The sequence below is a fragment of the Micromonospora sp. LZ37 genome (assembly GCF_059359015.1).
Genome location: NZ_JCADBL010000002.1, coordinates 1 through 23929, shown reverse-complemented (window position 1 = coordinate 23929; position 23929 = coordinate 1). Strand labels below are relative to the sequence as shown.

Genomic DNA, 23929 nt, shown 5'->3' with positions numbered 1-23929 from the left:
GAGCACGACATGACGTCGACCATCGCCCAGCCCACCCAGGCCGACATGGCCGCCATCGCCGCCCTCACCCAGCGCATGATCGCCGCCTGGGCGCACGGGGACGCCGAGACGATCGCGAACCTCTTCGTCGAGGACGGCACGATGATCCTTGCTGGCACGTACTGCGACAGCCGGGCGAAAATCCTGGACTACTTCACCGAGGCGTTCCAGAACCAGTACCGCGGCACCCAGGTGACCGGCCGGCCCGTCGGCAGCCGCTTCTTCGGCTCGGACGCGGGCGTGCTGCTGACCGCCGGCGGCGTCCTGGAGCCCGGTGAGACCGAGGTGTCGGACAAGCAGGCCATCCGCGCCTCGTGGACGGTCGTGCGGCGCGACGGCGAGTGGCGGCTGGCGGCGTACCAGAACACGCCTCGCGACGCCGTCGCCTAACGCGACCGCATCGCCGACCCGAGAGGAGAACCGGTGCTCGTTCACCTGACGCTGGACGAAGAGATCCAGCAGTACGTGATGGACGTGTCGCTGCGCGAGGATGACATCGCGCGTGAGCTGCGGATGGCCACGGTCTCACGTGTGATCGAGCACCGGATGGCGGTGGCACCGGAACAGGGGCAGCTGCTCGGCTTCCTCGTCGGCCTGACGTCCGCCACCACCGTCCTGGAGCTGGGCGTGTTCACCGGGTACAGCACGCTGGCCATGGCCCGCGCTCTCCCGCCCGGTGGCCGGGTCATCGCCTGCGACTACAACGAGGAGTGGGCCGCCATCGGGCGCCCGTTCTGGGAACGGGCCGGCGTCGCCGACCGCATCCAGCTCGAACTGCGTCCCGCGATTCAGACCCTGGACGCGCTGCTGGCCGACGGCCGGGCTGGCACGGTGGACTTCGCGTTCATCGACGCCGACAAGGAGAACTACCCCCTGTACTTCGAGCGCTGCCTCGAGCTGCTCCGGCCGGGCGGCCTCATGGTCATCGACAACGTGCTCCTGACCGGCAACGTGGCCCGGCCGGGCGAAAGCGATCCGGAGATCGACGCGATGCGCGCGCTGAACTTCGCACTGCGCCACGACAAGCGAGTCGAACTGAGCATGCTGCCCGTTTTCGACGGCCTCACGCTGGCCTACAAGACGGGCACCCGACCGGACGCCCGGGACGCCCGGTGAACGCGACCCCGGTTCCCCGAACCGCTCAACCGCTGCTGCGGTCAAGTACAGCCCGAAGCGTCAGGAGTGACGGATGAACCCCCACGACTCCCGGAAGGCGGCCGGCCGGCTCTCCGTGGCGGTGCTCGGCGCCGGCCTCATCGGCGTCGACCTGGTAACGAAAGTCATGCGCTCGGAGCATCTCGACATGCGGCTGGTCGTGGGCCGGGACGAGGCCACCAAGGGCCTGCGGCAGGTGGCCCGCCACGGCGTACCGGTCGCGGCCAACGGCATCCAGTCCCTGGTCGAGAGCGAGCGGCCGTTCGACGTGGTCTTCGACGCCACGAGCGCGGCGTACCACGCCGAGCACGCGGAGAAGCTGTTGCCCTTCGGCACCCTGCTGGTCGACCTGACGCCCAGCCGCGTCGGGCAGATGGTCTTCCCCACCGTCAACCGGGCGGACATCGGGTCGTACCGGGACCTCAGCATGGTCAGCTGCGGTGGCCAGACGTCGGTGCCAATCCTGCACGCGATCGCAAAGACGCACGACATCGAGTACATCGAGGTCGTGACAACCGCGGCCACCTTGAGCATCGGCCATGGGACTCGGGTCAACCTCGACGAGTATGTGGACACCACGGCGGAGGCGGTCCGGACCTTCACCGGCGTCAGGGACGTCAAGGCGCTGGTCAACATCAGCCCGGCCAAGCCGTCGCCGACCTTCCGGGTCTCGATGGCACTGCTGGGCCGCAACCTCACCACCGAGTCGCTGCGCGAGGCGGTGACGGGTGCCGCCGACGAGGTTCGGGCCTTCGCGGGCGGCTACGAGGTCAAGGCGTGCACCGTAAACGACGGCCAGGGCTTCGTCGCGGTGGAGGTCAGCTCGTCCGGCGACCAGATCCCGCGGTTCGCCGGCAACCTCGACATCATCAACTCCGCCGCGATCCGGGTCGCGGAGCACTACGCGGCGGACCGGCTTTCGATGGCAGGCGTGGAGCATTCATGAGCGAGACATCCGGCCAGGACGTCGTCCAGGGCAAGCCGATCCAGATTCACGACCCGAGCCTGCGCGACGGCCACCACGCCGTGCGGCACAACCTCGACGCTGGGCAACTGCGGGCGTATGCGGAGGCCGCCAACGCCGCGCGCATCCCTGTGGTCGAGGTCGGCCACGGCAACGGGCTGGGCGCCTCCTCGCTGCAAGTCGGCCGGGCCCGGCTGAGCGACGACGAGATGCTGTCAATCACCCGCGAGGCGCTGACCGACAGCCGGCTGGCGGTCTTCGTGCTCCCGGGCTGGGGCACCACCCACGACATCAAGAACGCCATCGTGCACGGGGCCGATCTGGTGCGCATCGGCACCCACTGCACCGAGGGCACCCTCGCCGAACGCCACCTTGGCTTCCTGCGCGACGAGGGCGTCGAGGCGCACGCGGTGCTCCTCATGAGTCACATGGCCAAGCCGGAGCGGCTCGCCGAGGAGTGCGCGATGCTCGTCGGGTTCGGGGCCACCGGTGTGGGCATCATGGACTCCGCCGGGCACTACCTCCCGGCCGACGTCACCGAACGCATCCAGGCCATCCGATCCGCCGTCGACGTGCCGGTGATGTTCCACGGGCACAACAACCTCGGCATGGCCGTCGCGAATTCCATCGCGGCCGCCGACGCGGGGGCCGCCATCATCGACGCGTGCGCCCGGGGCTTCGGCGCCGGCGCCGGCAACACCCAGCTGGAGGTCCTCGTCCCGGTGTTGGAGCGGGTCGGCTACCGGACCGGCGTCGACCTGTACAAGTTGCTGGACGCCGCCGACCTCGCGGAGCGGGTACTGATGCCCAAGCCGCCGGCCGTCGACTCGCTGTCCATCGTCAGCGGCCTGGCCGGGGTGTTCTCCGGGTTCAAGGCGCCTGTGCTGGACATCGCCGCCCGCGAGGGCGTCGACCCTCGCGACGTGTTCTTCGAGCTCGGCCGCCGCCAGGTGGTCGCGGGCCAGGAGGACCTCATCCTGGACGTGGCGATGGCCCTGCGCGAGGCCCAGGACGGGAGTCGGTCGTGACGAGCGCTGAGGCCAGGGCCGCGGTGATCTGCGGCCTCGGGCACTGGCTGCCGGCCCGCGTCGTCACCAACGCGGAGCTGTGCACCCGGCTCGACACGTCCGAGGAGTGGATCGTTCGGCGGACCGGGATCTCCCGCCGCCGCTGGGTCGAGCCGGGCGAGGCGACCTCCGACCTCGCCGTCGAGGCGGGCAAGGCTGCCCTCAAGTCCGCAGGCGGCGGCACCGTCGACGCCGTCGTCCTGGCGACCACGACCCCGGACTACCGCTGCCCGGCCACCGCCCCTGAGGTCGCCGCGCGCCTCGGCCTCGGCGGCGTGGCGGCCCTCGACGTCTCCGCCGTGTGCTCCGGGTTCCTCTACGGCCTGGCGACCGCGGCCGGCTTCATCGCCGCCGGCGTGGCCGAGCGGGTCCTGCTGATCGCCGCGGATGCCTTCTCCACCCTGCTCAACCCGGACGACCGGACGACCCAGCCGCTGTTCGGTGACGGGGCCGGCGCCGTCGTGCTGCGCCGCGGGGCGGCCGGCGAGCCGGGCGCCATCGGCCCGCTGGTGCTCGGTAGCGACGGCGACCGCAGCGAGCTCATCACCGTGAAGGCCGGCGGCTCCCGGCACCCGATGTGGGGGCCACCGGCGGGTGCGTCGCAGTACTTCCAGATGCAGGGCCGCGAGGTGTACCGCGAGTCGACCCGCCGGATGGCCGAGGCGGCGACCGATGCGCTGGCCGCGGCCGGCTGGCGGCTCGGCGACGTTGACCGGATGATCGCTCACCAGGCGAACGCGCGGATCAGCGCCACGCTGGTCGAGCTGCTGGGCCTCCACCGGGACGCGGTGCTGCAGAACGTCGCCGAGGTCGGCAACACCGCCGCCGCCTCGATCCCGGTCCTGCTGGCCCAGGCGGTGCTGGACGGCACCCTGCGGCCGGGCCAGCGGGTGCTGCTCACTGCGTTCGGCGGCGGCCTCACCTGGGGGGCCACCACGCTGACCTGGCCCGAGCTCGACATCCATGACGCATAGGCATCCAGCTACCACCTCCGGAGGGGCGCAATGTACGAGATCCTGAAGACGATCATGGTGGAGAACCTGCTCCTGGACGCCGACGGCGTGCACCTCGACGCGAGCCGGGAGGACGTGGGCATCGACTCGCTGGCCGTCGTTGAGCTCTCCCTGGCCTTGCGCAAGCGGTACGGCATCCACATCACCGACGAGGAGCTGCTCGAGCTTGACACGGTGGCGGACATCGCCGAGCTTATGGGGCAACGGGGCGCCAAGGTCTGACGTCCGGCCGGCGGCGTACCCGGCTGCGGCCGGGTCCGGCGGTCACCGGCACACGAAGGGCGGCCGTCGTTGCGACGGCCGCCCTTCCGGCTGCGGGCTGTCAGTCGGCGAACCGGACGCGCTGCGCTTCGACGCTGTTGTACAGGTGCTTGATGTTCGAGCTGCCGAACGTGGTCGCGCCGGCGCGCTCGATGATCTCCAGAAAGATGGTCTTCCGCGGGTGTACGGACTTGGCGAAGATCTGGTAAAGCTGGCCGTCGTGGTCCTCGTCCACCAGGATGTTCAGGTCCCGCAGCTGCTCGACGGAGTGGCGCTTGGGGTGCACCCGGTTGGCGAGCGCGGTGTAGTAGGCGGCCGGCGTGGACAGCAGCTGGACGCCGCGGTCGCGCAGGCGGTCGACCGTCGCCAGGATGTCGGTGGTGCTGAAGGCCATGTGCTGCACGCCGGCTCCGTCATGGTTCTTGAGGAACTCGTCGATCTGACCGGACCCGAGCTGGGCGTCCGCCTCGACCAGGGTGAGCGTGACGGCGCGCGACGGGCTCTGCACCACCTTGATGAGCATCGCCTGGTTGCCGGTCACGATTCGCTCGGTGAGGGTGACATCGAAGCCCAGCACCCGCTGGTAGTGCTCGGCGGTGCTGTCGAGCCGGCCGGGCTCGACACAGACCGCGAAATGGTCCAGCCGGCGCAGCCCCCCCGCCGCGGCGCCATCCCCGCCGTCGTCCGGCACCGGGGTGAGGCCGCGCACGTCGGCGACGACCGCGTCGTCCGGTCGCTGCACGAACGTGTGTGTCACGTCGCCGAACGCGTCGATCGTCGCGGTGGTCACCGAACCCCTCGTGACCGGGGCTATGAGCGGGCGCGCACCGCGCCGCACGGCCTCGGCGAACGCCGCGACGGCGTCCGGCACGCGGATGCCGATGTCGGCGATGCCGTCGCCGTGGCGCTGCGCGTAGATGCGCGCCGGATGTTCCTCGTCGCTGGACTCGGTGAGCAGCAGTTCGATGCCGCCTTGGCCGACGTTGACCGAGCGTGTCGGTGCACTGGTCGGCGCCGAGGTCGCGCGCACGGTGAAACCGTAACCGTCGACGAGCCAGGTGAGCACGCGTCCGATGTCCTCCACGTACCACTCGACATAGTCAACGGTCATCTCCCTGAAGGCGTCCGTCCCATTCCTCATGGCTTCGGCACTCCTGTTCTTGTGGTCGGCGATGAGCCATTTCGGTTGCTGCTGCAGCAGGCGCACGAGGGCCGCGCGCCGTTTCGCCGCCTATTCGGTGACGATTTCGATCTCCGGCCAGATCATGGTGGTCGCTCCCCAGGTCAGTCCGCCGCCGAAGGCAGACATCAGGACCCGGTGGCCGGCCACCAGGAATCCGCTGGCGGCCGTCTGCGCCAGAAGAATCGGTAACGACGCGGCGGCGGTGTTGCCGACGTCGCGGATGTTCCCGGCCAGCCGGTTGGCGGGGATGCCCAGTTCGTGGCCGAGGGCCGAGGTGATGCGGGCGTTGGCCTGGTGGGCGTAGAAGCGGTCGACGTCCTCGAGGCTCCACCCGGCGGACGCCATCGCGGCGGTCGCCGCTGCGCTCATCCGCTCCACCGCGTGGCGGAAGACCTCTCGCCCGGCCATCTGGAAGTACTGCGTCGCGCCCGAACCCGGGCGGTTCTCGAGTGCGCCGCGCCGGCCGGCGGCGCCAACCCGGATCATGTCGCTGCGCGCGCCGTCGCTGCCGAGCACGATGTCGCCGATCGCGCCGGCCTCGTCGGGCGAGCCCTGCCGCAGCACGACCGCGCCGCCTCCGTCGCCGAAAATGGGCACGGTCGTGCGGTCGTGCGGGTCGAGCAGGACGGAGAAGGACTCGGCGGCGACCACCACGACCCGCTCCGCGAGGCCGGTGGCGAGCAGTCCCGCCCCGGTGGCCAGCGCGTAGAGAAAACCTGAGCAGACCGCCGAGACGTCGAAGGCCGCGATGCTGCCGAGACCGAGCCGGGCCGCGACCTCGGGTGCCGTCGCCGGGCACCGTCGATCGGGCGTCGTCGTGGCGAGGACCAGGGCCTGGACGTCGCCGCCGCCGGCCGACTTGAGCGCCCGCTCCGTCGCGGCCGTCGCCAGGTCCGCCGTGGTGATGTCCGGCGTCACCCTCCGCCGCGTCGAGATGCCCGTACGGCTCGTGATCCACTCCTCGGAGGTGTCGAGCCGGGTGCACAGCTCCGCATTGGTCACGACGAGTGGTGGTAGCCAATATCCTATTCCGCAGATGACGGCGGCGGCGCCGCGCGTCTTCGGCCGCGATTCTCGTGTCATGTGAAGCCTCGCCGCACCTTTCGGTTCAGATCGTGCTTGGCGTGCCGCCACCGGCCGAAATCAAGAATCTCGGTGCGCGCGCTCGGTCCCGATATCGAATTCTCACTCGCCGGATCGGCGGAGTTCGCCTTTCTGCATGCGCACACATCGGGTATGCGCAGAGCGCGGCGGCGACGCCCGGATGGCTCATCGGCTCAGCATGCGCGCCGGTCAGAACGGTGGCGTCTTGAAACGTGCGTTGCGGCGACCGCGCGGCATCGTCGGAGATGACATCGACTCGCGGCAATCGGATCGTGGAGCTCAGCGCGGCCGGCGCCGGTCGTGACCGCATCGACCGGCGCGCGGGCTGCCCGGATCGGAGACTGACCATGGCCAAGGCCACGAGTACACCAGGCCCGAACGCCCGGACCGGCGTCGGTGTCGTCGATCTCCGGCAGGGGCGCGGCCAGGTGCCCCCGCCCGCGGCGGTGCTGGCCGAGGGTGCGCGCCGCTTCGGCGAGCTCGGCCACTCCTACAGCCCCGCCGAGGGCCTGCCGGTCTTCCGCGCGGCCGTCGCCGACAAGCTGCAGCGGCACAGCAACCTCAGCGTCGACCCGGCGACCGGGGTCGTCACCACGGTCGGTGCGACGGGTGCGCTGATCGCGGCGCTCATGGCCATGCTGAACACGGGAGAAGGTGTCCTGCTGCTCGAACCGTTCGACAACCGGCACCGCACCGCGCTCGAGACGCTCGATCTGCGCCCCGAGCCGGTCCGGCTCACCGGGCCGCGCTTCGAGATCACTGCGGAGTCGCTGCGCGCGGCCGTCACCGGCCGGACGCGGGCGATGATCCTGTGCACCCCGGGCAACCCGAGCGGCCGGCGGTACACCGAGGCCGAACTGCGAATTGTGTCCGCTGTCGCCGACGAGCACGACCTCGTGGTCATTACCGACGAGGTGTTTGCCGATATCGCCTTCGGCGCCGCTGCGCACGTCGCCCCGGCGACCGTGGGAGGGCTCGGCAACCGGACGCTGACGATATCGGCGCTGTCGCCGACGTTCAGCCTGCCGGGGTGGCGGCTGGGCTACGTCTGCGGCCCCGAACCGCTGATCGGCCCGGTCAAGGTCGCCGCCGACGCGCTCGTCGGATGCGCGCCCACCCCGCTGCAGGAGATCGGCGCGCAGGCGTTGACGGTGGGCGAGGAGTACTACAGCGCGCTGCGCGGCCGGTACGCCGCCAAGCGGCGCCTGCTGGTCGACGGCTTCCGGGCCGCGGGCCTGGCCCCCAATGAACCGGAGGGCTCCTGGTTTGTGCTGGTCGACTGCTCACGGTTGGGCGCGGCGAGCGGCGTGGAAGCGGCCGAGCTGCTTCTGCGGGGCGGCGGCATCGCCACGGTACCGGGCGAGACCTTTTACCTGAACCCGCCCGATCGTCCGTACGTCCGGGCGAGCTTCGCACTGCCGGACGCGGTGCTGGCCGACGCCGCCGACCGGCTGGCGAGGCTGCCGTAGCCCGGACGGGTCCGCCGACAAGCAAAGGATGTGACTGCAATGGCTGACGAGCGCTGCGAGGTGGCCGTCATCGCCGGCACGCCCTACGACTCCGGGCTCGGCGCCGACCTGTTGCGGGCCGAGGGCGTGGCGGCGCTGCCGTACGCCATGGCCAGTTCGCCCGACGAGCAGGACGGCCTGCAGGACCGCGATCCTCGCGGGCTCGAGGCGTCGTTCCACGACCTGCTCGACCTGCTGCGCGGACAGCGGGTCGGCCTCGCGATGGTCTTCTGCAACTCGCTGTCCTCAGTCGTGGGCCACGACGACACCGCGATCCCGGTGGTCTCGCCGCTGACTGTGTACCGGGAGCTACTGCCCCGGCTGGGCTCGTCGCTGGTTCTGACCGGCAACGCCCACGCGCTACTGGGGGTCGAGCGCACCGCGCGGCGCGTCAACCCGGGCCACCGGATGCTCGGGGTCTCGGACCCGGCGCTGGTCCGGGGCATCGAGAGCGGTGACCCGGAGGCGGCGTTCGCGGCCTCACACCTGCCGGTCACGCTGCGCCAAGCCGAGCGGCTGGGCCTGGAGGCCGTCGTGCTCGCCTGTACGCACTTCACCGCCATCAAGCAGCTCGTCGTCGCCGGCTGCGACCTGCCCGTCATCGACGTCGGGACAGAGTTGCTGGACCGGACCGTGACCGCCGTGCGGGCCGCGGCGCGCTAGCGATCCGCATCCACGGTGCGCCGCAGGGTGCCGGAACCGATCCGGCGCCCTGCGGCGCGGGCCGTGTGACCGTCAGGTGTTCGTGAACAACCCGTCCGGGATGCCCTCGAGGTGCTGCTCGACCCACATGGGGCGCCACTGCTTGAGCTCGTGGAAGCGGCGCAGCTCCACCAGGCCGCCGAGCCAGCCGAGCCAGCCGTCGAACGGCGGCGCGGCCTGGTCGAACCCGCTCTGGACGAACGTCAGCCGGGTGCGTCCGCCCGAGTCAGACAGCTCCCACGACTGGACCATGTCGTGCCAGTCGACCGACATGGAACGTCCCGGCCGGAGCGCGGTGATGCGCGCCGGGTTGGGGTTCGCGTCGAACCCGCCCATCGCCCAGCGGCCGCCCTCGTGCAGCTCCACGTCGACCTTCACGCCGGCCCACTGGGAGAACTGCTCCGGCTCGGTCAGCGACTCGTAGACCGCGAGCCGGTCGGCATCGATCAGCACCTCGCCCCGCAACTCGGCACTGGTGAAGTCGCAGCGCACGACGGGGTCCCGCCCCTCGGTGTAGTCGGCCAGGTTGGCCAGGGCGAGAGCCCAGTAGGTGTGCATCAGGCTGCGGTCGCCCGGCTCCGTCAGCACCTCGGGCCAGCCGGGGATGCCGGTCTGGGTGAGCGTCAGCAGGGTCGCCGCCCCCTCCGGCGCCGGCCCGGTCTCGGCCGTCAGCCGGATATCGACGGTGGTAGTCACGCCGTCGAGGTCCCAGTCGAAGCGCAGCGAGCTGTCATCGACGTGGCGCAGCCGCTGGCGCGGCGCCTCGCCGGACGGGGTAAAGCGACCCCAGAACTGGTAGAGGTCGGGCAGCTTCACCTCGGCGTGCTCGGCGAGCCAGACTTGCAGCGCGGCGCGGTCGGTCAGCGCCTGGTGTACCGCTCGGGGCGGCGCGGTGATGCGGATGCGCTTTCTCAACGTGCTCATTGCCCTACCTGCCGCATGATCTCGTTGCGCTGCGGTGCGAGCAGCGTCTCTGACTGGTCGAGGCGCTCCGGAGACGGAAGGTCTCGGTATTCACAAGGGATCACCCTGAACTAGCGAATTGCTTTTGTCAAATGTCACTGTCCGTCGCCTGGGCGCGGGGTGGACAGTGGTCCAAGCCCAACGAGCGGTGCGCCACAAAGCAACGGGTGACCCGAGGCATTCTCGAGAAATTCATGCCGCCGCGGATGCGCAGCGCCCTGCCCCGCCGGGAGGATCGCTGCGATCCGCGGCGAAGGACTCCCGGCCGGCAATACCGCCGGACACTGGATAACCGTCGCCGTCCTTGGTAGAAAGCCATGGGGAAACTGCGCGAGTACCCACAATGGCACCAGACCGCGCGTCGGGACCGTCCCGGGCGTAGGCGGCAATGGATGGAGGGCACCGTATGCGGCGAGTGGTCCTGCAGTTTTACGTGTCGCTCGACGGCTACAGCTGTGACGCGGAGAACGGACTCCGTGACGTCATGATGAGCATTGACGACCCGGAACAGGAGAAACACTTCGTCAACCGCCTGCGACAGGCCGGCACCCACATCATGGGCCGCAACACCTACGAGGGCATGGCCCAGTTCTGGCCCGGCGCCGAGCACCCATCGGCCGACCCGATGAACGACATCCCTAAGGTCGTGTTCTCCCGGACCCTGACCACCGCCGACGACTGGCCGGAGACGCGCATCGCCGGCGGTGACACTGCGGAGGAGATCGAGAAGCTCAAGGCCGAGTCCGGCGGTGAGATCCTCGCCCACGGCGGCACCGCGTTCGTGCGGTCACTGATCGAGCTGGACCTGGTCGACGAGTACCGGCTGTGGGTACTCCCCGCGGCCGCCGGCACCGGGGCGGCGCTGTTCACCGACCGGGGCCGTCCGCTGAACCTGCGGCTGCTGCAGAGCACGGCGTTCCCCTCCGGCGTGCTGGAGCTGGTGTACGCACCGGCCGGCCGGGCCGACGAGCAGGCCGGCTGATCGCACCCGCCGCGTGACATCGCAACGGCTCGCCGTGACGGACGAACCCACGTCACGGCGGGCCGTTGCGGCGTCTCATCGCGGGCTGGACGCCGCGACGAACGACAGCACGCGCCGCGCGATCGCACCGATGGCGGTCGAGCCCCGCTCCGTCAGGTAGAAGTGGCCGCCGGGGAACACCTGCAGCGTCGAACCGCCGGTGGTCACCTCCGACCAGCGCGTGGCCTCCTCCACCGTCACCACCGGGTCGCGGTCACCGACGAAGACGCCGATCGGGCAGTTCACGGTGGCGGTCGACGCCACGTAGGTCCCGATGGCGGTCATGTCGTTGCGCAGTGGCGGCAGTACCAACTCCAGCAGCTTTTCGTCCTCGAAGACCATGGCCTCCGTGCCGCTGAGCTGTCGCATCTCCTCCAGCAGCTCGTGGTCGTCGGCGGGATCGGTCCGGTTGCGCCGCATGAGGACCGGCGCGCGGGCGGCCGAGGCGATCAGCCCGGCCGGTTCGGCGCCGCGCTCGGCCAGCCGCAGCGCCACCTCGTAGGCGACGACGGCACCCATGCTGTGCCCGAGCAGCACCGTGGGCAGCGGCGACGGCCGCGCCACCAGCACCTCGGCGATCCGGTCGGCCAGCCCGGCGACGGACGGCATCGCCGGCTCCGCGTGCCGGTCCTGCCGGCCCGGGTACTGCACGGCGACGGTGTCGATCGCCGTCGGCAGCCCTCGCGCCAGGCGCACGAACGACGAGGCCGCGCCGCCGGCGTGCGGCAGGCACACCAACGTGACCTGCGCGGCCTCCGTCCGCTCCCACCACCGCCGCAACCAGCGATCCGGCTCGTCCATGGCCCACTCCTCATCCGGTGCTCGGCTCGCGGCCCGCGAGCCGCCCGCCCACCGTAGCCACCACACCGTGCCGGATCTGCTTGCTGCGTGCGCACTTCGGCCGCCGGGTGATGCTGGCCGCCATTGACGGCGAGCAATTGGTGAGATGCGGGGGCAGCGCGCCGGATGTCAGTGTGCTGAGCAAGTGGCGGCGACGACCGGGGAGATCCGCAGTGCTGGTCAACGACATCTACCTGGCCGGAGTGGCCAGCTGGCTCCCGGCGCGGGAGCCGATCGGACAGGGCCGCTACGAGCCCGGGCAGCAGGACGAGTACGCCTGGGAGTCCGCGACCGTGGCCGGCGACGACGAGACCGTGGTCGGGATGGCGGTCCGGGCCGGGCAGCTGGCGCTGAACCGTTCAGGCGTCGACCCGGCCGAAGTGTCCCTGCTGATCCACGCGCACACGTGGTTCCAGGGCTTGGACCTGTGGACGGCCGCATCGTACGTTCACCATGCGCTGCTGGGGGAAAATCGCATCGCGCAGGCGCTCGATCTCAACCAGCAGTGCCCGGGCGGCGTGTCGGCGCTGCAGGTCGCCGCGGACCACCTGATCGCCGATCCGTCCCGCAGCGCGGCGATGGTCACCACGGCCGACCGGTTCGCGCTCCCGGGCCTGGACCGCTGGTACGCCGAGGGTCCGGAGTTCATCCTCGGCGACGGTGCGGCGGCCGTGGTGCTGTCGCGGTCCCGCGGTTTCGCCCGGCTCGTCGCGGTCAGATCGGTCGCGGACACCGCCTTGGAACCGATGTACCGGTCCGACAGCGAGTTCACGCTCTTCAGCCTCGCGCCGCTCGGTCCGTTCGACGCGCACGCGCGCTCGGAGGCCTTCCGTGACGTGATGGAGCTCGACGAGGTGATCTTCCGGCTGAACCGCGGGCACGCGGACGCGGTGCACGGCCTGCTCGAGGAGGCCGGGCTGACGCTCGGCGACGTGCGCCGGTTCATCTTCCCCAACGTCGGGCTGAGCATGCTCGTTGACCTGGTGCAGCCGCTGGGCATCGACGTGTCACAGACCGCGTGGGAGTTCGGCCGTACCACCGGTCACGTCGGCGCCGCAGACCCGATCAACGGCCTGATGTGGCTCATCGAGCAGGGCGAGCTCGCGGTCGGCGACCGTGTGGTGCTCGTCGGCATCGGGTCCGGGTTCAACTGGGCGAGCGCGCTCGTGGAGTGCGTCGAGGTTCCGGACTGGTCCCCGGCCACCTGAGTGTCAATGTCGGATGCAGCAGCGCAGATCACCGGGAGACGCAGTGCGATACAACGACATCTACGTGGCTGGCGTGGCCAGCTGGCTGCCGGAACGGGAGCCCATCGGGCACCACCGCTACGCGCCGGGCGTCCAAGACGAGTACGCCTGGGAGTCCGCGACCGTGGCCGGCGACGACGAGACCGTGGCCGCGATGGCGGTCCGGGCCGGGCGGCTCGCACTGGACCGTTCGGGCGTCGACCCGGGTGACGTCACGCAGCTGCTGCATGCGTACACCTGGTTCCAGGGCCTGGACCTCTGGACGGCTTCCTCGTACCTGCACCGGGAGCTGCTGGGGCAGGAGAACCGCAAGGCCCAGGCGCTCGACCTCAACCAGCAAAGCGCCGGGGCGGTGTCCGCCCTGCAGCTGGCGGCGAACCATCTGACCGCGGATCCGTCCCGCCGCGCCGCGATGGTGACGACCGCCGACCGGTTCGCGCTGCCCGGGCTGGACCGCTGGCACAGCGAGGGCCCGCGCTTCATCTTCGGCGACGGTGCGGCCGCACTGGTTCTGGCGCGGGGTCACGGGTTCGCCCGGCTGGTCGCGGCCAGCTCCGTGGCGGACACCACGCTGGAGCCGATGTACCGGGGCAACAGCGAATTCACGCTGTTCAGCACCGCGGCGCTGGGCGGGGTCGACTTGCACGCGCGGAAAGCGTCTTACCTGCGGCAGAAGGGCGACGTCCGCGAGGTGGCGTCCCGGCTCGGCCGGGGCCACGTCGAGGTGGTGCACGAGCTGCTGGACGAGGCCGGGTTGACGATGGACGACGTGAGCCGGTTCGTGTTCCCCAACTTCGGCCTCAGCATGCTCGTCGACCTGGTGAAGTCGCTCGGCATCGACGTCGCACAGACGGCATGGGACCTGGGCCGCACCACCGGCCACGTGGGCGCCGCCGACCCGTTCAACGGCCTGGCGTGGATGATCGAGCAGCGGCAGCTCTCGGTCGGTGAACGGGTCATGCTGGTCGGCATCGGGTCCGGCTTCTTTTGGTCGGCCGCGCTCGTGGAGTGCGTCGAGGTCCCGGACTGGCGCCCGGTCGGCTGAGTTCCTCCAGGTCCCGGGCCGGGTCCGTGTGCCGGCCCGCGGGCCCGGCCCGCTCCAGTGCGTCGGTGGCGAGCCCGCCGAGCGCTGTGCCAGGGTGACATGCAACTGACCAGGAGAAGTGCCGATGGCGCAGCCCGATCTCACGCCTGCCACCGGCCGGATGGCCGGCCTGCTCGCCGGCATCGGCGACGACTAGCTCACGGCCCCGACGCCCTGCAGTGCGTACCGGCTCGGCGACCTCGTCGACTACGTCGGCGGCATCGGCATCGGGTTCGCGGCCGCGGCGGCCAAGGACATCGGCGACATCACGGCCCAGGCGCCCCGGCCCGACGCGTCCCGGCTCGAGCCGGACTGGCGCACCACGATGCCGGCCCGTCTGGAGGCGCTGGCCACGGCCTGGCGCGACCCGGCGGCGTGGGCCGGCATGACCCAGGTCGGCGGCGTGGACCTGCCGGTGAGGTGACCGGGCTGATCGGCCTGACCGAGCTGACGGTGCAGGGCTGGGACATCGCCGTGTCGTCCGGCCGGCCGTATGCGCCCGCGGACGACGAGCTCGGCGCCGTCTTGCAGTTCCTGACCGCGATGGCCAAGCCGGACCAGGCCGCTGCCCGCTCGGCGATCTTCGGGCCGGTGGTGGCGGTACCAGCCGGCGCCCCGTTCCTGGATCGGGTCATCGGACTGAGCGGGCGCGACCCGTCCTGGCGGGCCGGCTGAGCCGCACGCAGGTCACGACACGACGAAACGACGCACCCGTGGGGTGCGCCGTTTCGCGTTGTACGGTGGCGCGGACGCGCCGTCAGTGCGGCAGGACGTCCAGCACGACCTCGTCGGCGACGATTGCCGGGTCGACGCGCAGGACCGCATAGCCACCGACCGCACCGGCCCCGAACGCCGGCGCGAAGATCCGGGTCGGGCGGGTGATGACGCCTTCGCGGATCGCGTCGTGGATCGCGATCGGGATGCTCGCCGAGGACACGTTGCCCATCGTCTCGATGTTGAAGTACAGGTTGTCGGTAGCCAGCCCGGCCTCGCCGGCCAGCCCGAGGAACATCGCCTTGTTCGCCTGGTGGGGCACGACGAGCCCGACGCCGTCCAGCAGTGAGCGCCCCGGAGCGTTCGGGTCGGGCTCCGCGCGCAGTTCCGCGAGCATCTGCACCAGGTAGCGGCGCACGAGCGACTTGACGTCCGGGCCGTACATGGTGAGGTCGCCGTCGAACTCCGGGTTGGGCCAGATGATCGAGTTGACCTCGTGGTGCGGGCCGCTGGCGTACGTCTGCACGACGTCGACGTCGCCGGCGGCGCCAGCCGCGGCCGGGGCGACGACCATCGCGGCGGCGGCGTCGCCGAAGATCATCCGTGAGGTCCGAACGCTGCCGATCTTGTCGGAGAACTTCTCCACGCACACCAGCAGAACAGGCCGCCGGACCTCCTGCAGTTGCCGTACGGCCTCGGCGAGCCCGTACGGCATCCCGGCGCAGGCGGCGATCGAGTCGACCGACGCATGCGTCTGCAGCAGGCCCAGCTCGCCGGAGAGCCAACACGCCATCGGCGGGACCAGCCGGCTGCTCGAGCTCGTGCTCACGAGGACCGCGCCAATCTCCTCGGGCCGGCGGCCGGACTTCGCCACCGCGGCCAGCGCCGCCTGCAGCGCCAGATCCTCCGGCGACCGGCTGCTGTAGCGGCGCTGCTGGATCCCGGTCTTCGCGGCGATCTCGTCGGCGCTCATCGGCGACCAGGACAGGCTCGCGTTGCGGATGATGTCGGCGTTGCCGATGACGTGCTCGCCGCGCACGACCGCCAGGGACTCCAGGACGGGCTGGACGGGGCAGTCCCGCCGCACCCGGACCGGCTGGTAGGGCGCGACCGGCTCGACCACCCCGGCGGGGGGCCGCGCCGCGACGGGTGCCGGGGCGGCCGCTGCGGGGGTACCGCGACCGCCGATGCCGCCGCGCCGGACCCGGTCGATGAACGCTGTCACGTCCCGGTTGCGCGGGTGCAGGGCGACCACGTAGTCATCGTCGCCGATCTCGTCCGGGCCGCGCAGCTCGACGCCGGCGCGGTCCCACGGGTACTGGTTGTGCAGCACCATCGCCCACCGCATCAGCGACTCCAGCTCCGGCACCTCCTCGTGCGCGTCGAGGATGTCCTCGTCGCGGAACACGGGGAAGTCCGGATCGTAGCCGTGGATGACGAACGTCAGCGCGTCCGGCTGCTTGAGGAACTCGGCGACCGTCGGCTTGATCGCCGGCAGGTCGGCACCGTTGTGCAGCTTGGTGCGGAACACGCCGAACAGCAGCGCGAACAGCCGGTCCTCGGCCTCGGCGTCCGGGCCGGCCGGCAGCCGGTGGTACGCGCGCTCGACCGCGTCGACCTTGCGTTCCCGGCCCGGCCACGGGGTCACCAACGGCAGGAAGACGTCACCGCGCCGTTTAGGCAGGTCCCGCCAGCGGGTCGGGCGCTTGTCGAACATGGTGATCGAGTAGCGGTTCAGCCACAGGAGATGCTGGCCCAGGTCGCGCAGCAGTTCGAACCGCCCTGGATAGGCGTCCGAGGCGATCCGGGCCAGCAGCTCGGTGCCGGTCGGAGCCTTCGCCGCCAGGTCCCGTGCGATCACCGCGGTGTAGCGCTCTAGCGTGTCCAGGAGAGAGAAGTCCAGATCAACGTGGAAGTTGGCCGGGAAGACCAGTCGGCCGTGCCGGTTTATCACGAATGGTTTCATGCGGTTCCCTCGCCTGTCTGCGGTGACGGGTTGACGGCCGGCCCGCTACATGTGCATGCCGCCGTTGACGGCGTAGACCTGGCCGGTGATGTAGGCCGACTCTGGGTCGGCCAGGAACTCCACCACCCGTGCGACCTCGTCGGGTTCGGCGGGCCGGCCGACCGGGATCTTGGCGAGGATCTTCTCCATCGCCAGGGCCGGGACGGCCGCGGTCATGTCGGTCATGATGAGCCCGGGGGTCACCGTGTTGACCGTGATGTTCTTGCGGGCGACCTCCAGGGCGAGGCTCATGGTCAGCCCGAACAGCCCGGACTTGGCGGCGGCGTAGTTGGTTTGGCCGAACGCGCCCGTCTCGCCGATGATCGAGGAGATGTTCACGATCCGTCCGTACCGCCGCTCGAGCATTTGCGGCAGCACGGTGCGGGTCAGGTAGAACGCGCCGGACAGGTTGACCCGGACGACCTGGTCCCACTCGGCCGGGGTCATGTTCCGCATGGTCTTGTCCAGCGTCATGGCGGCGTTGTTGACCAGGATGTCCAGGCGGCCGTGCTGCTCCAGGACCTCGCCGCCGATCCGGGCGCAGTCCTCGGCCGAGCCGATGTCGCCCTGGTGCACCGTGACGTCGTGCTCGGCATGGTCGTCGAGGAACCGCTTGGCTGCCTCGGCGTTTGTCGAGTAGCCCGCCGCGACCGTGATCCCGCGGGCCATCAACCGCTTGCTGATCGCCAGGCCCAGGCCGCGGGTCCCGCCGGTCACCAGCGCGACCTGCCCGCTCATGTCCGCCATGGTGCTCACCTCCGGTCAGATGTAGAGCGTGTTGGGCGGCATGCCGCAGAGGACGCGGCCGTGCAGCTCGGCGTTGGTGGCCGGGTTCATGAGCGCGTGCAGGTTGATGGCGTGCAGGTCGTTGGCGATGCGGCCGATGGGCACATCGGTGTAGACCGACGACCCGCCGCTGGCCAGGCTCAGGATGTCGGCGGCGTTCCTGGACAGTTCGACGGCGCGGCCCATGCGGGCCCGGGCCAGTGCCCGGTCGCCGGGCGTCCACGGGCTGCCGTCGGCGGCCTTGGCGTCCAGGGTGTCGGCGAGCTGGTGCGCGTGCGCGGTGGCCTCGTCGACGAGCATCGCCGCCTCGCTGACCTTGAGGTGGGTGACCGGCGCCTCGTGCTGGTACTCGTACGAGGTGTACGTGATCTTCCGGCCGGGCAGCCGCTCGAAGAACTCATCCCGGGCGGCGCTGGCCAGCCCGATCGCCGTGCCGACCGACAGCGCCGACGCGGTCGGCAGCAGCGGCGTGCGGTAGACCGGCGAGGCCGCGTTGGTCGCTGAGGCGTACTGCTCGGCCAGGACCAGCGGCAACGGCAGGATCCGCTGGGCCGGGACGAAGACCTGGTTGGCGACGGTGCTGACGCTGCCGCTACCGCGCAGGCCGGTGGTGTGCCAGTCGTCGACGATCTGCAGGTCGCGCAGCGGTACGGCGGTCATGACCGGCCAGAATTCGGCGCTGGACCCCGGTGCCGGCGCCACGGCGACGATGATCTGCCACTGGCTGTGGTGGGCGCCGCTGATGAAGCCCCACTTGCCGGTGAGGATGACGCCGCCGTCGACGGGCATGCACATGCCGGTGGGGCTCAGCGTGCCGCAGAGACGGGTGCCGGGCTCGGCGAAGATCTCGTCCTGGACCTCGTCCGGCAGCAGGCTCGCCATCCAGGTGGTGATGGCGTTGACGCCGGTGACCCAGGCGGCGGAGCCGTCGCCTTTCGCGATCTCGGCGATGGTGTCGGTGACCGTGCGGGTGCTGGGCTCGAGACCGCCGTAGCGGGCGGGTAGCCGCAGCCGGAACGCGCCGGCGTCGGCGAGCGCCTCGACGGTCGCTGGGTGCAGGCGGCGGTGCTCGTCGGCCCACGCCGCATGCGACTTCAGCAGTGGCACCAGTTTCGCCACGTCCTGAACCGGGTCGGCGGGCCGCGATACCTCAGTGATCGTCACAGAGATCTCCTCTTGTCGATGGATGCGGAAGCTGATGGCCGTCCTGCCCGGGGTGGGTACGGTGCCATGGGGGATACTTCCATCGCCCGTGAGCTGGGCACATCCTCTGGATTGCCCGCTTGCTGGCCGCGGCTCAGCGCGGGCGCCGCCAGTAGTAGCACTTGGAGTCGACGCGGGTTAGCTCGCCGGTCAGGCCGCGTTCCCGGCGGAAGTCGTCGACCGCCTGGCGGCAGTACGTCCACAGGTCCTCGCCGTAGTCGTCGACCACCACGTAGCCGCCGGGGGACAGCTTGTCGTACAGGCTGGTGAGCGCGTCCATGGTCGACTGGTAGTAGTCGCCGTCGAGGCGGATGACGGCGAGGCGCTCGATGGGAGCGGCGGGCAGCGTGTCCTCGAACCAGCCCTCAAGGAACCGCACCTGCTCGTCGAGCAGCCCGAAGGCCCGGAAGTTCGCCTCCACATCGGCGCGGGAGACCGCAAAGTGCTTGTAGGTGCGGGTCATGGTGTCGCTGGCGTGCGCGACCGCCTCGGCGGGGAACCGCCCGGCGTCCGGTTCCGGCAGGCCCTGGAACGAGTCGGCGACCCACACTCGTCTATCAGTGACGCCGAAGGCCTTGAGTATGCCGCGCATGAAAATGGTGGTACCGCCGCGCCAGACGCCGGTCTCGATGAAGTCGCCCGGGATCCTCTGCTCGAGCACCTCGGCGATGCACGCTTCGACGTTGTCGAGACGCACGCGTGGCACCATCGTGTATGCGTCGCCGGTGATGTAGTGCTGGATGAAGCCAGGCAGGAAGCGCGGATCGTCGATGTCGGGCTCCTCGCTGGCGAGAGTGCCCGTGAGGACCTTCTTCAGCAGATCGAGATACAGGCTGGCGGCTGTCATGGGCGGATGCTATTTCGCCGGGGCCGCCGTACTCCTCTCCCTGCTTGCGACCCAGATCGGGTCGGCGCTGAGCAGGTCACAGCGGACTGTCGGGGTCCGCAGCCTCGGAGGTGTGGGCCGGGATCGTGGCCGGGAGCATGAATCCGACATCCTGTACCTCGAGCCGGAAAGAGCGGGACATGAGCCATGACGGGTCACCGGACGTGTCCGAGCTGGTCGCCGCCCTCCGGTCCACAGTTGAGCCCGCGCTCTGGCAGCGCGCGGCCGTCGAGCTCGCCCGCAACCCCGAGGCCGGTCGGCCGTTCATCCGTCGCACCGTGCGTGTGCGGGTGCTGGCGACGTCGACCAGCGACCTGCTGGCCAGGCTGCTGCCGGCCGCCGGGCTGGCCGTGGGGCTCGGTCTGGAGGTGACGCAGGCGCCGTACGGTCAGATCGAGCAGGAGCTGTTCGACGCCGGCTCCGCGACCCGGTGCGACCCCCCTGACTACGTGCTGCTTGTGCCCAGCACCGATGACCTCGCCCTCGGCGAGCTCGCCCGGCGGGCACCGGACGAGGTGATCGCCGGCGCCGTTCAGCGCTGGACCCGGCTGTGGGACGCGGCCCGGGCCGCCGGGATCGGGGTGTGCCAGCTCCTGTTCACACCGCCGGCCGACGACCCTTACGGCACCGCCGCGCTCCGCTTTCCGCAGAGCCCGTCGTCGGTCGTCGGGCAGGTCAATGCCCGGCTACGGGCCGGTGACGACGTTGTGATCGTGGACACTGATCGGCTCGCGGCCGAGCACGGCCTGCGGCACTGGCGCGACGACCGGTACTGGTACGCCGCCCGGCAGGCCGTGTCGCTCGCCGCCCTGCCCGCCCTGGCCCGCGCCACCGCAGCGGCCCTCGCGGCCGATCAGGGGCTCAGCCGCCGGTGCGTCGTCGTCGACCTGGACAACACGCTCTGGGACGGCATCGTCGGTGAGGAGGGCATTGACGGCGTGGCCCTGAACGCCTCGCCGCGGGGCGAGGCGTTCGCGGCGTTCCAGGAGCACCTGCTGGCACTGCACCGGCGGGGGGTCGCGCTCGCCGTGGCGACCAAGAACGACGCGGACCTCGCGCGCCGGGCCATCGCCGAGGTGCCGGGGATGCGCCTGCGACCCGAGCACCTGGCGGCCGTGGTGGCCGACTGGCGGCCCAAGTCCGAACAGCTGCGCGAGGTGGCCGCCCGCTTGTCGCTAGGCCTGGAGAGTCTGACGTTCGCCGACGACAACCCCGCCGAGCGTCTCGAGGTCCGGCGGGCGCTGCCCCAGATCGACGTGGTCGAACTGCCGGTGAACCCATCCGACTACGTCGCCGCCCTCGCGGGCCGGCCCACCCTCGCACCAGGGCGGCTCACCGCAGCGGACCGGCAGCGCAACGCCTCGTACGCCGGTCTGCGCGCCGCGGCGGAACTGCGAGAGCAGGCGGGGTCGCTCGAGGACTTCCTTGAAGACCTGGGCATGGAGGCCGTCGTGCGGCCCGTCGACGAGACGGTGCTGCCGAGGGTTGCGCAACTGCTGCAGAAGACCAACCAGTTCAACCTCACCACCCGGCGGCGGACGGCGCAGGAGGTCGCGGCGCTGGCCGCCGACCCGCGCTGGGTCTGCCGGTGGCTGTCGCTGCGGGACCGGCTCGCAGACCATGGGATCGTCGGCGTCGGCTTCGCCGAACTGCGCGGTGACCAGGCGGTGGTCGACACGTTGCTGCTGAGCTGCCGCGTGATCGGCCGTACCGCTGAACGGCTGCTCCTGCAAGAACTGGGCCGGGCGGCCGCCGAGGCCGGCTGCACGACGCTCGTCGGCGGGTACCGGGCCACCAACCGCAACGCGCTGGTCGCCGACCTGTACCTGCAACTCGGATTCGCCCCGCAGGGCGTGGTGGACGGCGAGCAGCGCTACAGCCTGCCGCTCACCGCCCTGGACAAGCTCGCGACCCGGCACATCGCCGGCGCGGGATCCGACGAAAGGACGGTACAACGGTGAGTACGGTCATCACAGTGATCACGGAGGCGTTCACCCGGGTCGTCGGGGAGCCGCCGATCTGGGGAGCCGATACGACGCCGGCAGACGTCGAGTCGTGGGGATCCCTGGTGCACGTGCAGCTCGTCTTCGAGATCGAACAGGCGCTTGGGATCCGGCTTCCCGAGGACGTGCTGACTAGCCGCACCACGTTCGGTGCGCTGGTCGACGCGGCCGAGGCGGCGGTGAAGGCCGCGGAAGCGGCGTGACGCCGGCCCGTCGAGGGCCGGGCGCAAACAGGGGTGGTGGGACGCCGTGAACCCGGGCGTACCACCACCCCGTTGTCGTTGGAGGGCGCATGCGGCGCAAGGCCCCGCCTCCCCCTGGTCGGTCAGGGGGAGGCGGGGCCTTCTTCAGGTCAGGACTGCTCGGCCGCCGTGGGCGATGAGTGGCCGGCGACCGCGCTGACGGACGGGTTGGCCATGAACTCCTGCAAGCTGATCTTGATACCGAGCTGGCCCTCCATCCGGGTGACCATCACGGCAGCGAGCAGCGAGTGTCCGCCGAGGTCGAAGAAGTTGTCGTCGACGCCGACCTGGTCGACGCCGAGGACGTCGGCGAACAGTTCGCAGAGTGCGTGTTCGGTCGGGGTGGACGGTTCCCGGGCGGGCGCCGACGCGTACTCGGGTGCGGGGAGGGCCCGGCGGTCGAGCTTGCCGTTGACCGACAGTGGGAGTGCCTCGATGGTGACGATGGCCGCCGGGACCATGTAGTCGGGGAGGGCCTCGGCGGCGGCCGCGCGGAGCTGGGCCGGGTCGGCTGGGTCGCCGGGAGTCGGGATGATGTAGCCGACGAGGCGGCGGTCGCCGGGTCGGTCTTCGCGGACGATGACGACGGCGCGGTCGACGCCTGGTTGTGCGGCGAGCACGGCTTCGATCTCGCCGAGCTCGATGCGGAACCCGCGGATCTTGACCTGGTCGTCGATGCGGCCGAGGTACTCCAGCTCCCCGTTGGGCCGCCAGCGGGCGAGGTCGCCGGTGCGGTACATCCGCTCACCGGACTCGAACGGGCAGGCGACGAACCGCTGCGCGGTCAGGCCGGCCTGGTGCAGGTAGCCGCGGGCGAGGCCGGTGCCGGCCAGGTACAGCTCGCCGACGACCCCGGGCGGCACCACATCCAGCCGGTCGTTTAGGACGTAGACCCTCTCGTTCCAGTTGGGGCCGCCGATCGATGGGGCGCCCGTGCCGGACAGCGGCCCGCTCACGGTCGTGCACACGGTCGCCTCGGTCGGCCCGTACCCGTTGAACATGCGTCGGTTCTTCGCCCATGCTGCGGCGAGCTCCGGCGGGCAGGCCTCGCCGCCGACGATCAGGCACTCGAGTTCCGGCAGCTGCTCTGGCCGTGCGCCGGCGAGGGCGCTGGGTGAGGCGACCGCGTGGGTCACCCGCAGCTCGCGCAGGACGTCGGCGAGGATTTCGCCGGCCAGGGGGCCCGGCTCGGGTAGGACGAGGGTCGCGCCGGCCGTCAACGCCGTCAGAATCTCGCACAGGCACATGTCGAAGCTGAGCGAGATGAGCTGCGCCATGCGCGACTCGGGCCCGACGCCCAGCATGTCCGCCAGGAACGCACCCAGGTTCCCCAGGCCCTCATGAGTGACCACGACGCCCTTGGGTCGTCCGGTGGATCCGGAGGTGTAGATGGTGTAGGCGGGGTGGGCGAGGCGCAGCGGGGCGAGTCGTTCCGCGTCCTGGACCGTGGCGGTGCTGTGCCGCGCGATCGCGGCCGTCACGTGGGGGTCGTCGAGGAGGACTTGGTGGTCGTGGTGGGGGAGGTTGGTGGCGGTGTGGTGGTTGGTGATGGTGGTGACGGGGGTGGCGTCGGTGAGCATGTAGGTGATGCGGTCGCTGGGGTAGGTGGGGTCGATGGGGAGGTACGCGGCGCCGGTTTTCAGGACGGCGAGGACGGCGGTGATCATGTCGATGGAGCGGGGGAGGGCGACGGCGACGAGGCGTTCGGGGGCGGCGCCGAGGGTGATGAGGTGTCGGGCGAGTTGGTTGGATCGGGCGTCGAGTTCGGTGTAGGTGAGGGACTGGTCGGCGTAGGTGACGGCGGTGGCGTGAGGGGTGCGGGCTACCTGGGCGGCGAACAGCCCGGGCAGGGGCAGGGTCAGTACGTCGTGGTCGGTGTCGTTCCACCGGTGCGTGACCAGGTCCCGCTCTGCGGGGGTCAGCAGGTCCAGGTCGCTGA

General features: G+C 70.9%; 23 protein-coding genes. 14 read left to right on the top strand and 9 right to left on the bottom strand.

Annotation, left to right across the window (positions count from 1 at the left end; translation table 11 throughout):
• Nucleotides 1–9 precede the first annotated feature (9 nt).
• The 6 genes from AC5L3Z_RS04240 to AC5L3Z_RS04215 all read left to right on the top strand — a co-directional run bounded on the left by AC5L3Z_RS04240 (nucleotide 10) and on the right by AC5L3Z_RS04215 (nucleotide 4460).
• Nucleotides 10–429 carry an SgcJ/EcaC family oxidoreductase gene (locus AC5L3Z_RS04240; protein WP_494839649.1) on the top strand — a complete coding sequence of 140 codons (420 nt, stop codon included), beginning with the start codon at nucleotides 10–12 and terminating at the stop codon, nucleotides 427–429.
• Between the two features lie 33 nt (nucleotides 430–462).
• Nucleotides 463–1155 carry an O-methyltransferase gene (locus AC5L3Z_RS04235; protein WP_494839647.1) on the top strand — a complete coding sequence of 231 codons (693 nt, stop codon included), beginning with the start codon at nucleotides 463–465 and terminating at the stop codon, nucleotides 1153–1155.
• Nucleotides 1156–1228: 73 nt separating this feature from the next.
• Nucleotides 1229–2140, top strand: coding sequence for an acetylating acetaldehyde dehydrogenase (locus tag AC5L3Z_RS04230; protein WP_494839646.1), 912 nt, complete (start codon nucleotides 1229–1231; stop codon nucleotides 2138–2140).
• Nucleotides 2137–3186 carry a 4-hydroxy-2-oxovalerate aldolase gene (dmpG, locus tag AC5L3Z_RS04225; RefSeq protein ID WP_494839644.1) on the top strand — a complete coding sequence of 350 codons (1050 nt, stop codon included), beginning with the start codon at nucleotides 2137–2139 and terminating at the stop codon, nucleotides 3184–3186. Before AC5L3Z_RS04230 ends, dmpG begins: the two co-directional genes overlap by 4 nt.
• Entirely contained in the window at nucleotides 3183–4199 is a 1017-nt protein-coding gene (locus tag AC5L3Z_RS04220; RefSeq protein WP_494839642.1) for a beta-ketoacyl-ACP synthase III, read from the top strand. Before dmpG ends, AC5L3Z_RS04220 begins: the two co-directional genes overlap by 4 nt.
• A 30-nt stretch (nucleotides 4200–4229) precedes the next feature.
• Nucleotides 4230–4460 (top strand): acyl carrier protein, encoded by a 231-nt coding sequence (locus tag AC5L3Z_RS04215; RefSeq protein ID WP_494839640.1) that lies wholly within the window; start codon nucleotides 4230–4232, stop codon nucleotides 4458–4460.
• 100 nt (nucleotides 4461–4560) lie between these two features.
• Here AC5L3Z_RS04215 and hppD read toward each other — a convergent pair whose 3' ends face one another.
• Both hppD and AC5L3Z_RS04205 read right to left on the bottom strand, forming a co-directional pair.
• Nucleotides 4561–5706: a 4-hydroxyphenylpyruvate dioxygenase gene (hppD, locus tag AC5L3Z_RS04210; protein ID WP_494839638.1), complete on the bottom strand. Its 1146-nt coding sequence runs from the start codon at nucleotides 5704–5706 to the stop codon at nucleotides 4561–4563.
• A 24-nt stretch (nucleotides 5707–5730) separates the two neighbouring features.
• Nucleotides 5731–6816: a beta-ketoacyl-ACP synthase 3 gene (locus AC5L3Z_RS04205; protein ID WP_494839636.1), complete on the bottom strand. Its 1086-nt coding sequence runs from the start codon at nucleotides 6814–6816 to the stop codon at nucleotides 5731–5733.
• 215 nt (nucleotides 6817–7031) lie between these two features.
• On the opposite strand from AC5L3Z_RS04205, the gene AC5L3Z_RS04200 reads away from it, so the two are divergent.
• Both AC5L3Z_RS04200 and AC5L3Z_RS04195 read left to right on the top strand, forming a co-directional pair.
• Nucleotides 7032–8255 carry a pyridoxal phosphate-dependent aminotransferase gene (locus tag AC5L3Z_RS04200; protein ID WP_494839634.1) on the top strand — a complete coding sequence of 408 codons (1224 nt, stop codon included), beginning with the start codon at nucleotides 7032–7034 and terminating at the stop codon, nucleotides 8253–8255.
• A gap of 39 nt (nucleotides 8256–8294) precedes the next feature.
• Nucleotides 8295–8957, top strand: a complete 663-nt coding sequence (locus tag AC5L3Z_RS04195) for a glutamate racemase (RefSeq protein ID WP_494839632.1) — start codon at nucleotides 8295–8297, stop codon at nucleotides 8955–8957.
• A gap of 72 nt (nucleotides 8958–9029) precedes the next feature.
• On the opposite strand, the gene AC5L3Z_RS04190 is transcribed toward AC5L3Z_RS04195, so the two are convergent.
• Complete coding sequence (locus tag AC5L3Z_RS04190; RefSeq protein WP_494839631.1) at nucleotides 9030–9920, bottom strand: SRPBCC family protein; 891 nt, start codon at nucleotides 9918–9920, stop codon at nucleotides 9030–9032.
• A 454-nt stretch (nucleotides 9921–10374) separates the two neighbouring features.
• On the opposite strand from AC5L3Z_RS04190, the gene AC5L3Z_RS04185 reads away from it, so the two are divergent.
• A complete protein-coding gene (locus AC5L3Z_RS04185; protein WP_494839629.1) occupies nucleotides 10375–10941 on the top strand; it encodes a dihydrofolate reductase family protein in 567 nt (188 codons plus the stop codon).
• A gap of 75 nt (nucleotides 10942–11016) precedes the next feature.
• Here AC5L3Z_RS04185 and AC5L3Z_RS04180 read toward each other — a convergent pair whose 3' ends face one another.
• Entirely contained in the window at nucleotides 11017–11781 is a 765-nt protein-coding gene (locus AC5L3Z_RS04180; protein ID WP_494839628.1) for a thioesterase II family protein, read from the bottom strand.
• Between the two features lie 17 nt (nucleotides 11782–11798).
• On the opposite strand from AC5L3Z_RS04180, the gene AC5L3Z_RS04175 reads away from it, so the two are divergent.
• From AC5L3Z_RS04175 to AC5L3Z_RS04165, 3 genes are all read left to right on the top strand, one after another.
• On the top strand, nucleotides 11799–13028 hold the full coding sequence (locus AC5L3Z_RS04175) for a ketoacyl-ACP synthase III family protein (protein WP_494839626.1): 1230 nt from the start codon (nucleotides 11799–11801) through the stop codon (nucleotides 13026–13028).
• A 43-nt stretch (nucleotides 13029–13071) separates the two neighbouring features.
• Nucleotides 13072–14112, top strand: coding sequence for a ketoacyl-ACP synthase III family protein (locus AC5L3Z_RS04170; RefSeq protein ID WP_494839625.1), 1041 nt, complete (start codon nucleotides 13072–13074; stop codon nucleotides 14110–14112).
• Nucleotides 14113–14571: 459 nt separating this feature from the next.
• Nucleotides 14572–14826, top strand: coding sequence for a DinB family protein (locus tag AC5L3Z_RS04165; RefSeq protein WP_494839624.1), 255 nt, complete (start codon nucleotides 14572–14574; stop codon nucleotides 14824–14826).
• An 82-nt stretch (nucleotides 14827–14908) separates the two neighbouring features.
• Here AC5L3Z_RS04165 and AC5L3Z_RS04160 read toward each other — a convergent pair whose 3' ends face one another.
• The 4 genes from AC5L3Z_RS04160 to AC5L3Z_RS04145 all read right to left on the bottom strand — a co-directional run bounded on the left by AC5L3Z_RS04160 (nucleotide 14909) and on the right by AC5L3Z_RS04145 (nucleotide 19706).
• On the bottom strand, nucleotides 14909–16831 hold the full coding sequence (locus AC5L3Z_RS04160) for a 3-oxoacyl-[acyl-carrier-protein] synthase III C-terminal domain-containing protein (protein WP_494839623.1): 1923 nt from the start codon (nucleotides 16829–16831) through the stop codon (nucleotides 14909–14911).
• Nucleotides 16832–16876: 45 nt separating this feature from the next.
• Complete coding sequence (fabG, locus tag AC5L3Z_RS04155) at nucleotides 16877–17608, bottom strand: 3-oxoacyl-ACP reductase FabG (RefSeq protein ID WP_494839621.1); 732 nt, start codon at nucleotides 17606–17608, stop codon at nucleotides 16877–16879.
• A 24-nt stretch (nucleotides 17609–17632) separates the two neighbouring features.
• Nucleotides 17633–18814 carry an acyl-CoA dehydrogenase family protein gene (locus tag AC5L3Z_RS04150; RefSeq protein ID WP_494840599.1) on the bottom strand — a complete coding sequence of 394 codons (1182 nt, stop codon included), beginning with the start codon at nucleotides 18812–18814 and terminating at the stop codon, nucleotides 17633–17635.
• Between the two features lie 139 nt (nucleotides 18815–18953).
• On the bottom strand, nucleotides 18954–19706 hold the full coding sequence (locus AC5L3Z_RS04145) for a TylF/MycF/NovP-related O-methyltransferase (RefSeq protein ID WP_494839619.1): 753 nt from the start codon (nucleotides 19704–19706) through the stop codon (nucleotides 18954–18956).
• 179 nt (nucleotides 19707–19885) lie between these two features.
• Between AC5L3Z_RS04145 and AC5L3Z_RS04140 the strand changes: the two genes are divergently transcribed.
• Together AC5L3Z_RS04140 and AC5L3Z_RS04135 are read left to right on the top strand one after the other, a co-directional pair.
• Nucleotides 19886–21706: an HAD-IIIC family phosphatase gene (locus tag AC5L3Z_RS04140; protein ID WP_494839617.1), complete on the top strand. Its 1821-nt coding sequence runs from the start codon at nucleotides 19886–19888 to the stop codon at nucleotides 21704–21706.
• The gene (locus AC5L3Z_RS04135) at nucleotides 21703–21951 is read left to right on the top strand and encodes an acyl carrier protein (RefSeq protein WP_494839615.1); all 249 of its coding nucleotides are present in this window, start codon (nucleotides 21703–21705) and stop codon (nucleotides 21949–21951) included. Before AC5L3Z_RS04140 ends, AC5L3Z_RS04135 begins: the two co-directional genes overlap by 4 nt.
• Nucleotides 21952–22100: 149 nt before the next feature.
• On the opposite strand, the gene AC5L3Z_RS04130 is transcribed toward AC5L3Z_RS04135, so the two are convergent.
• Nucleotides 22101–23929: non-ribosomal peptide synthetase (locus AC5L3Z_RS04130; protein WP_494839614.1), on the bottom strand; the 1829-nt coding region annotated here is incomplete at its 5' end.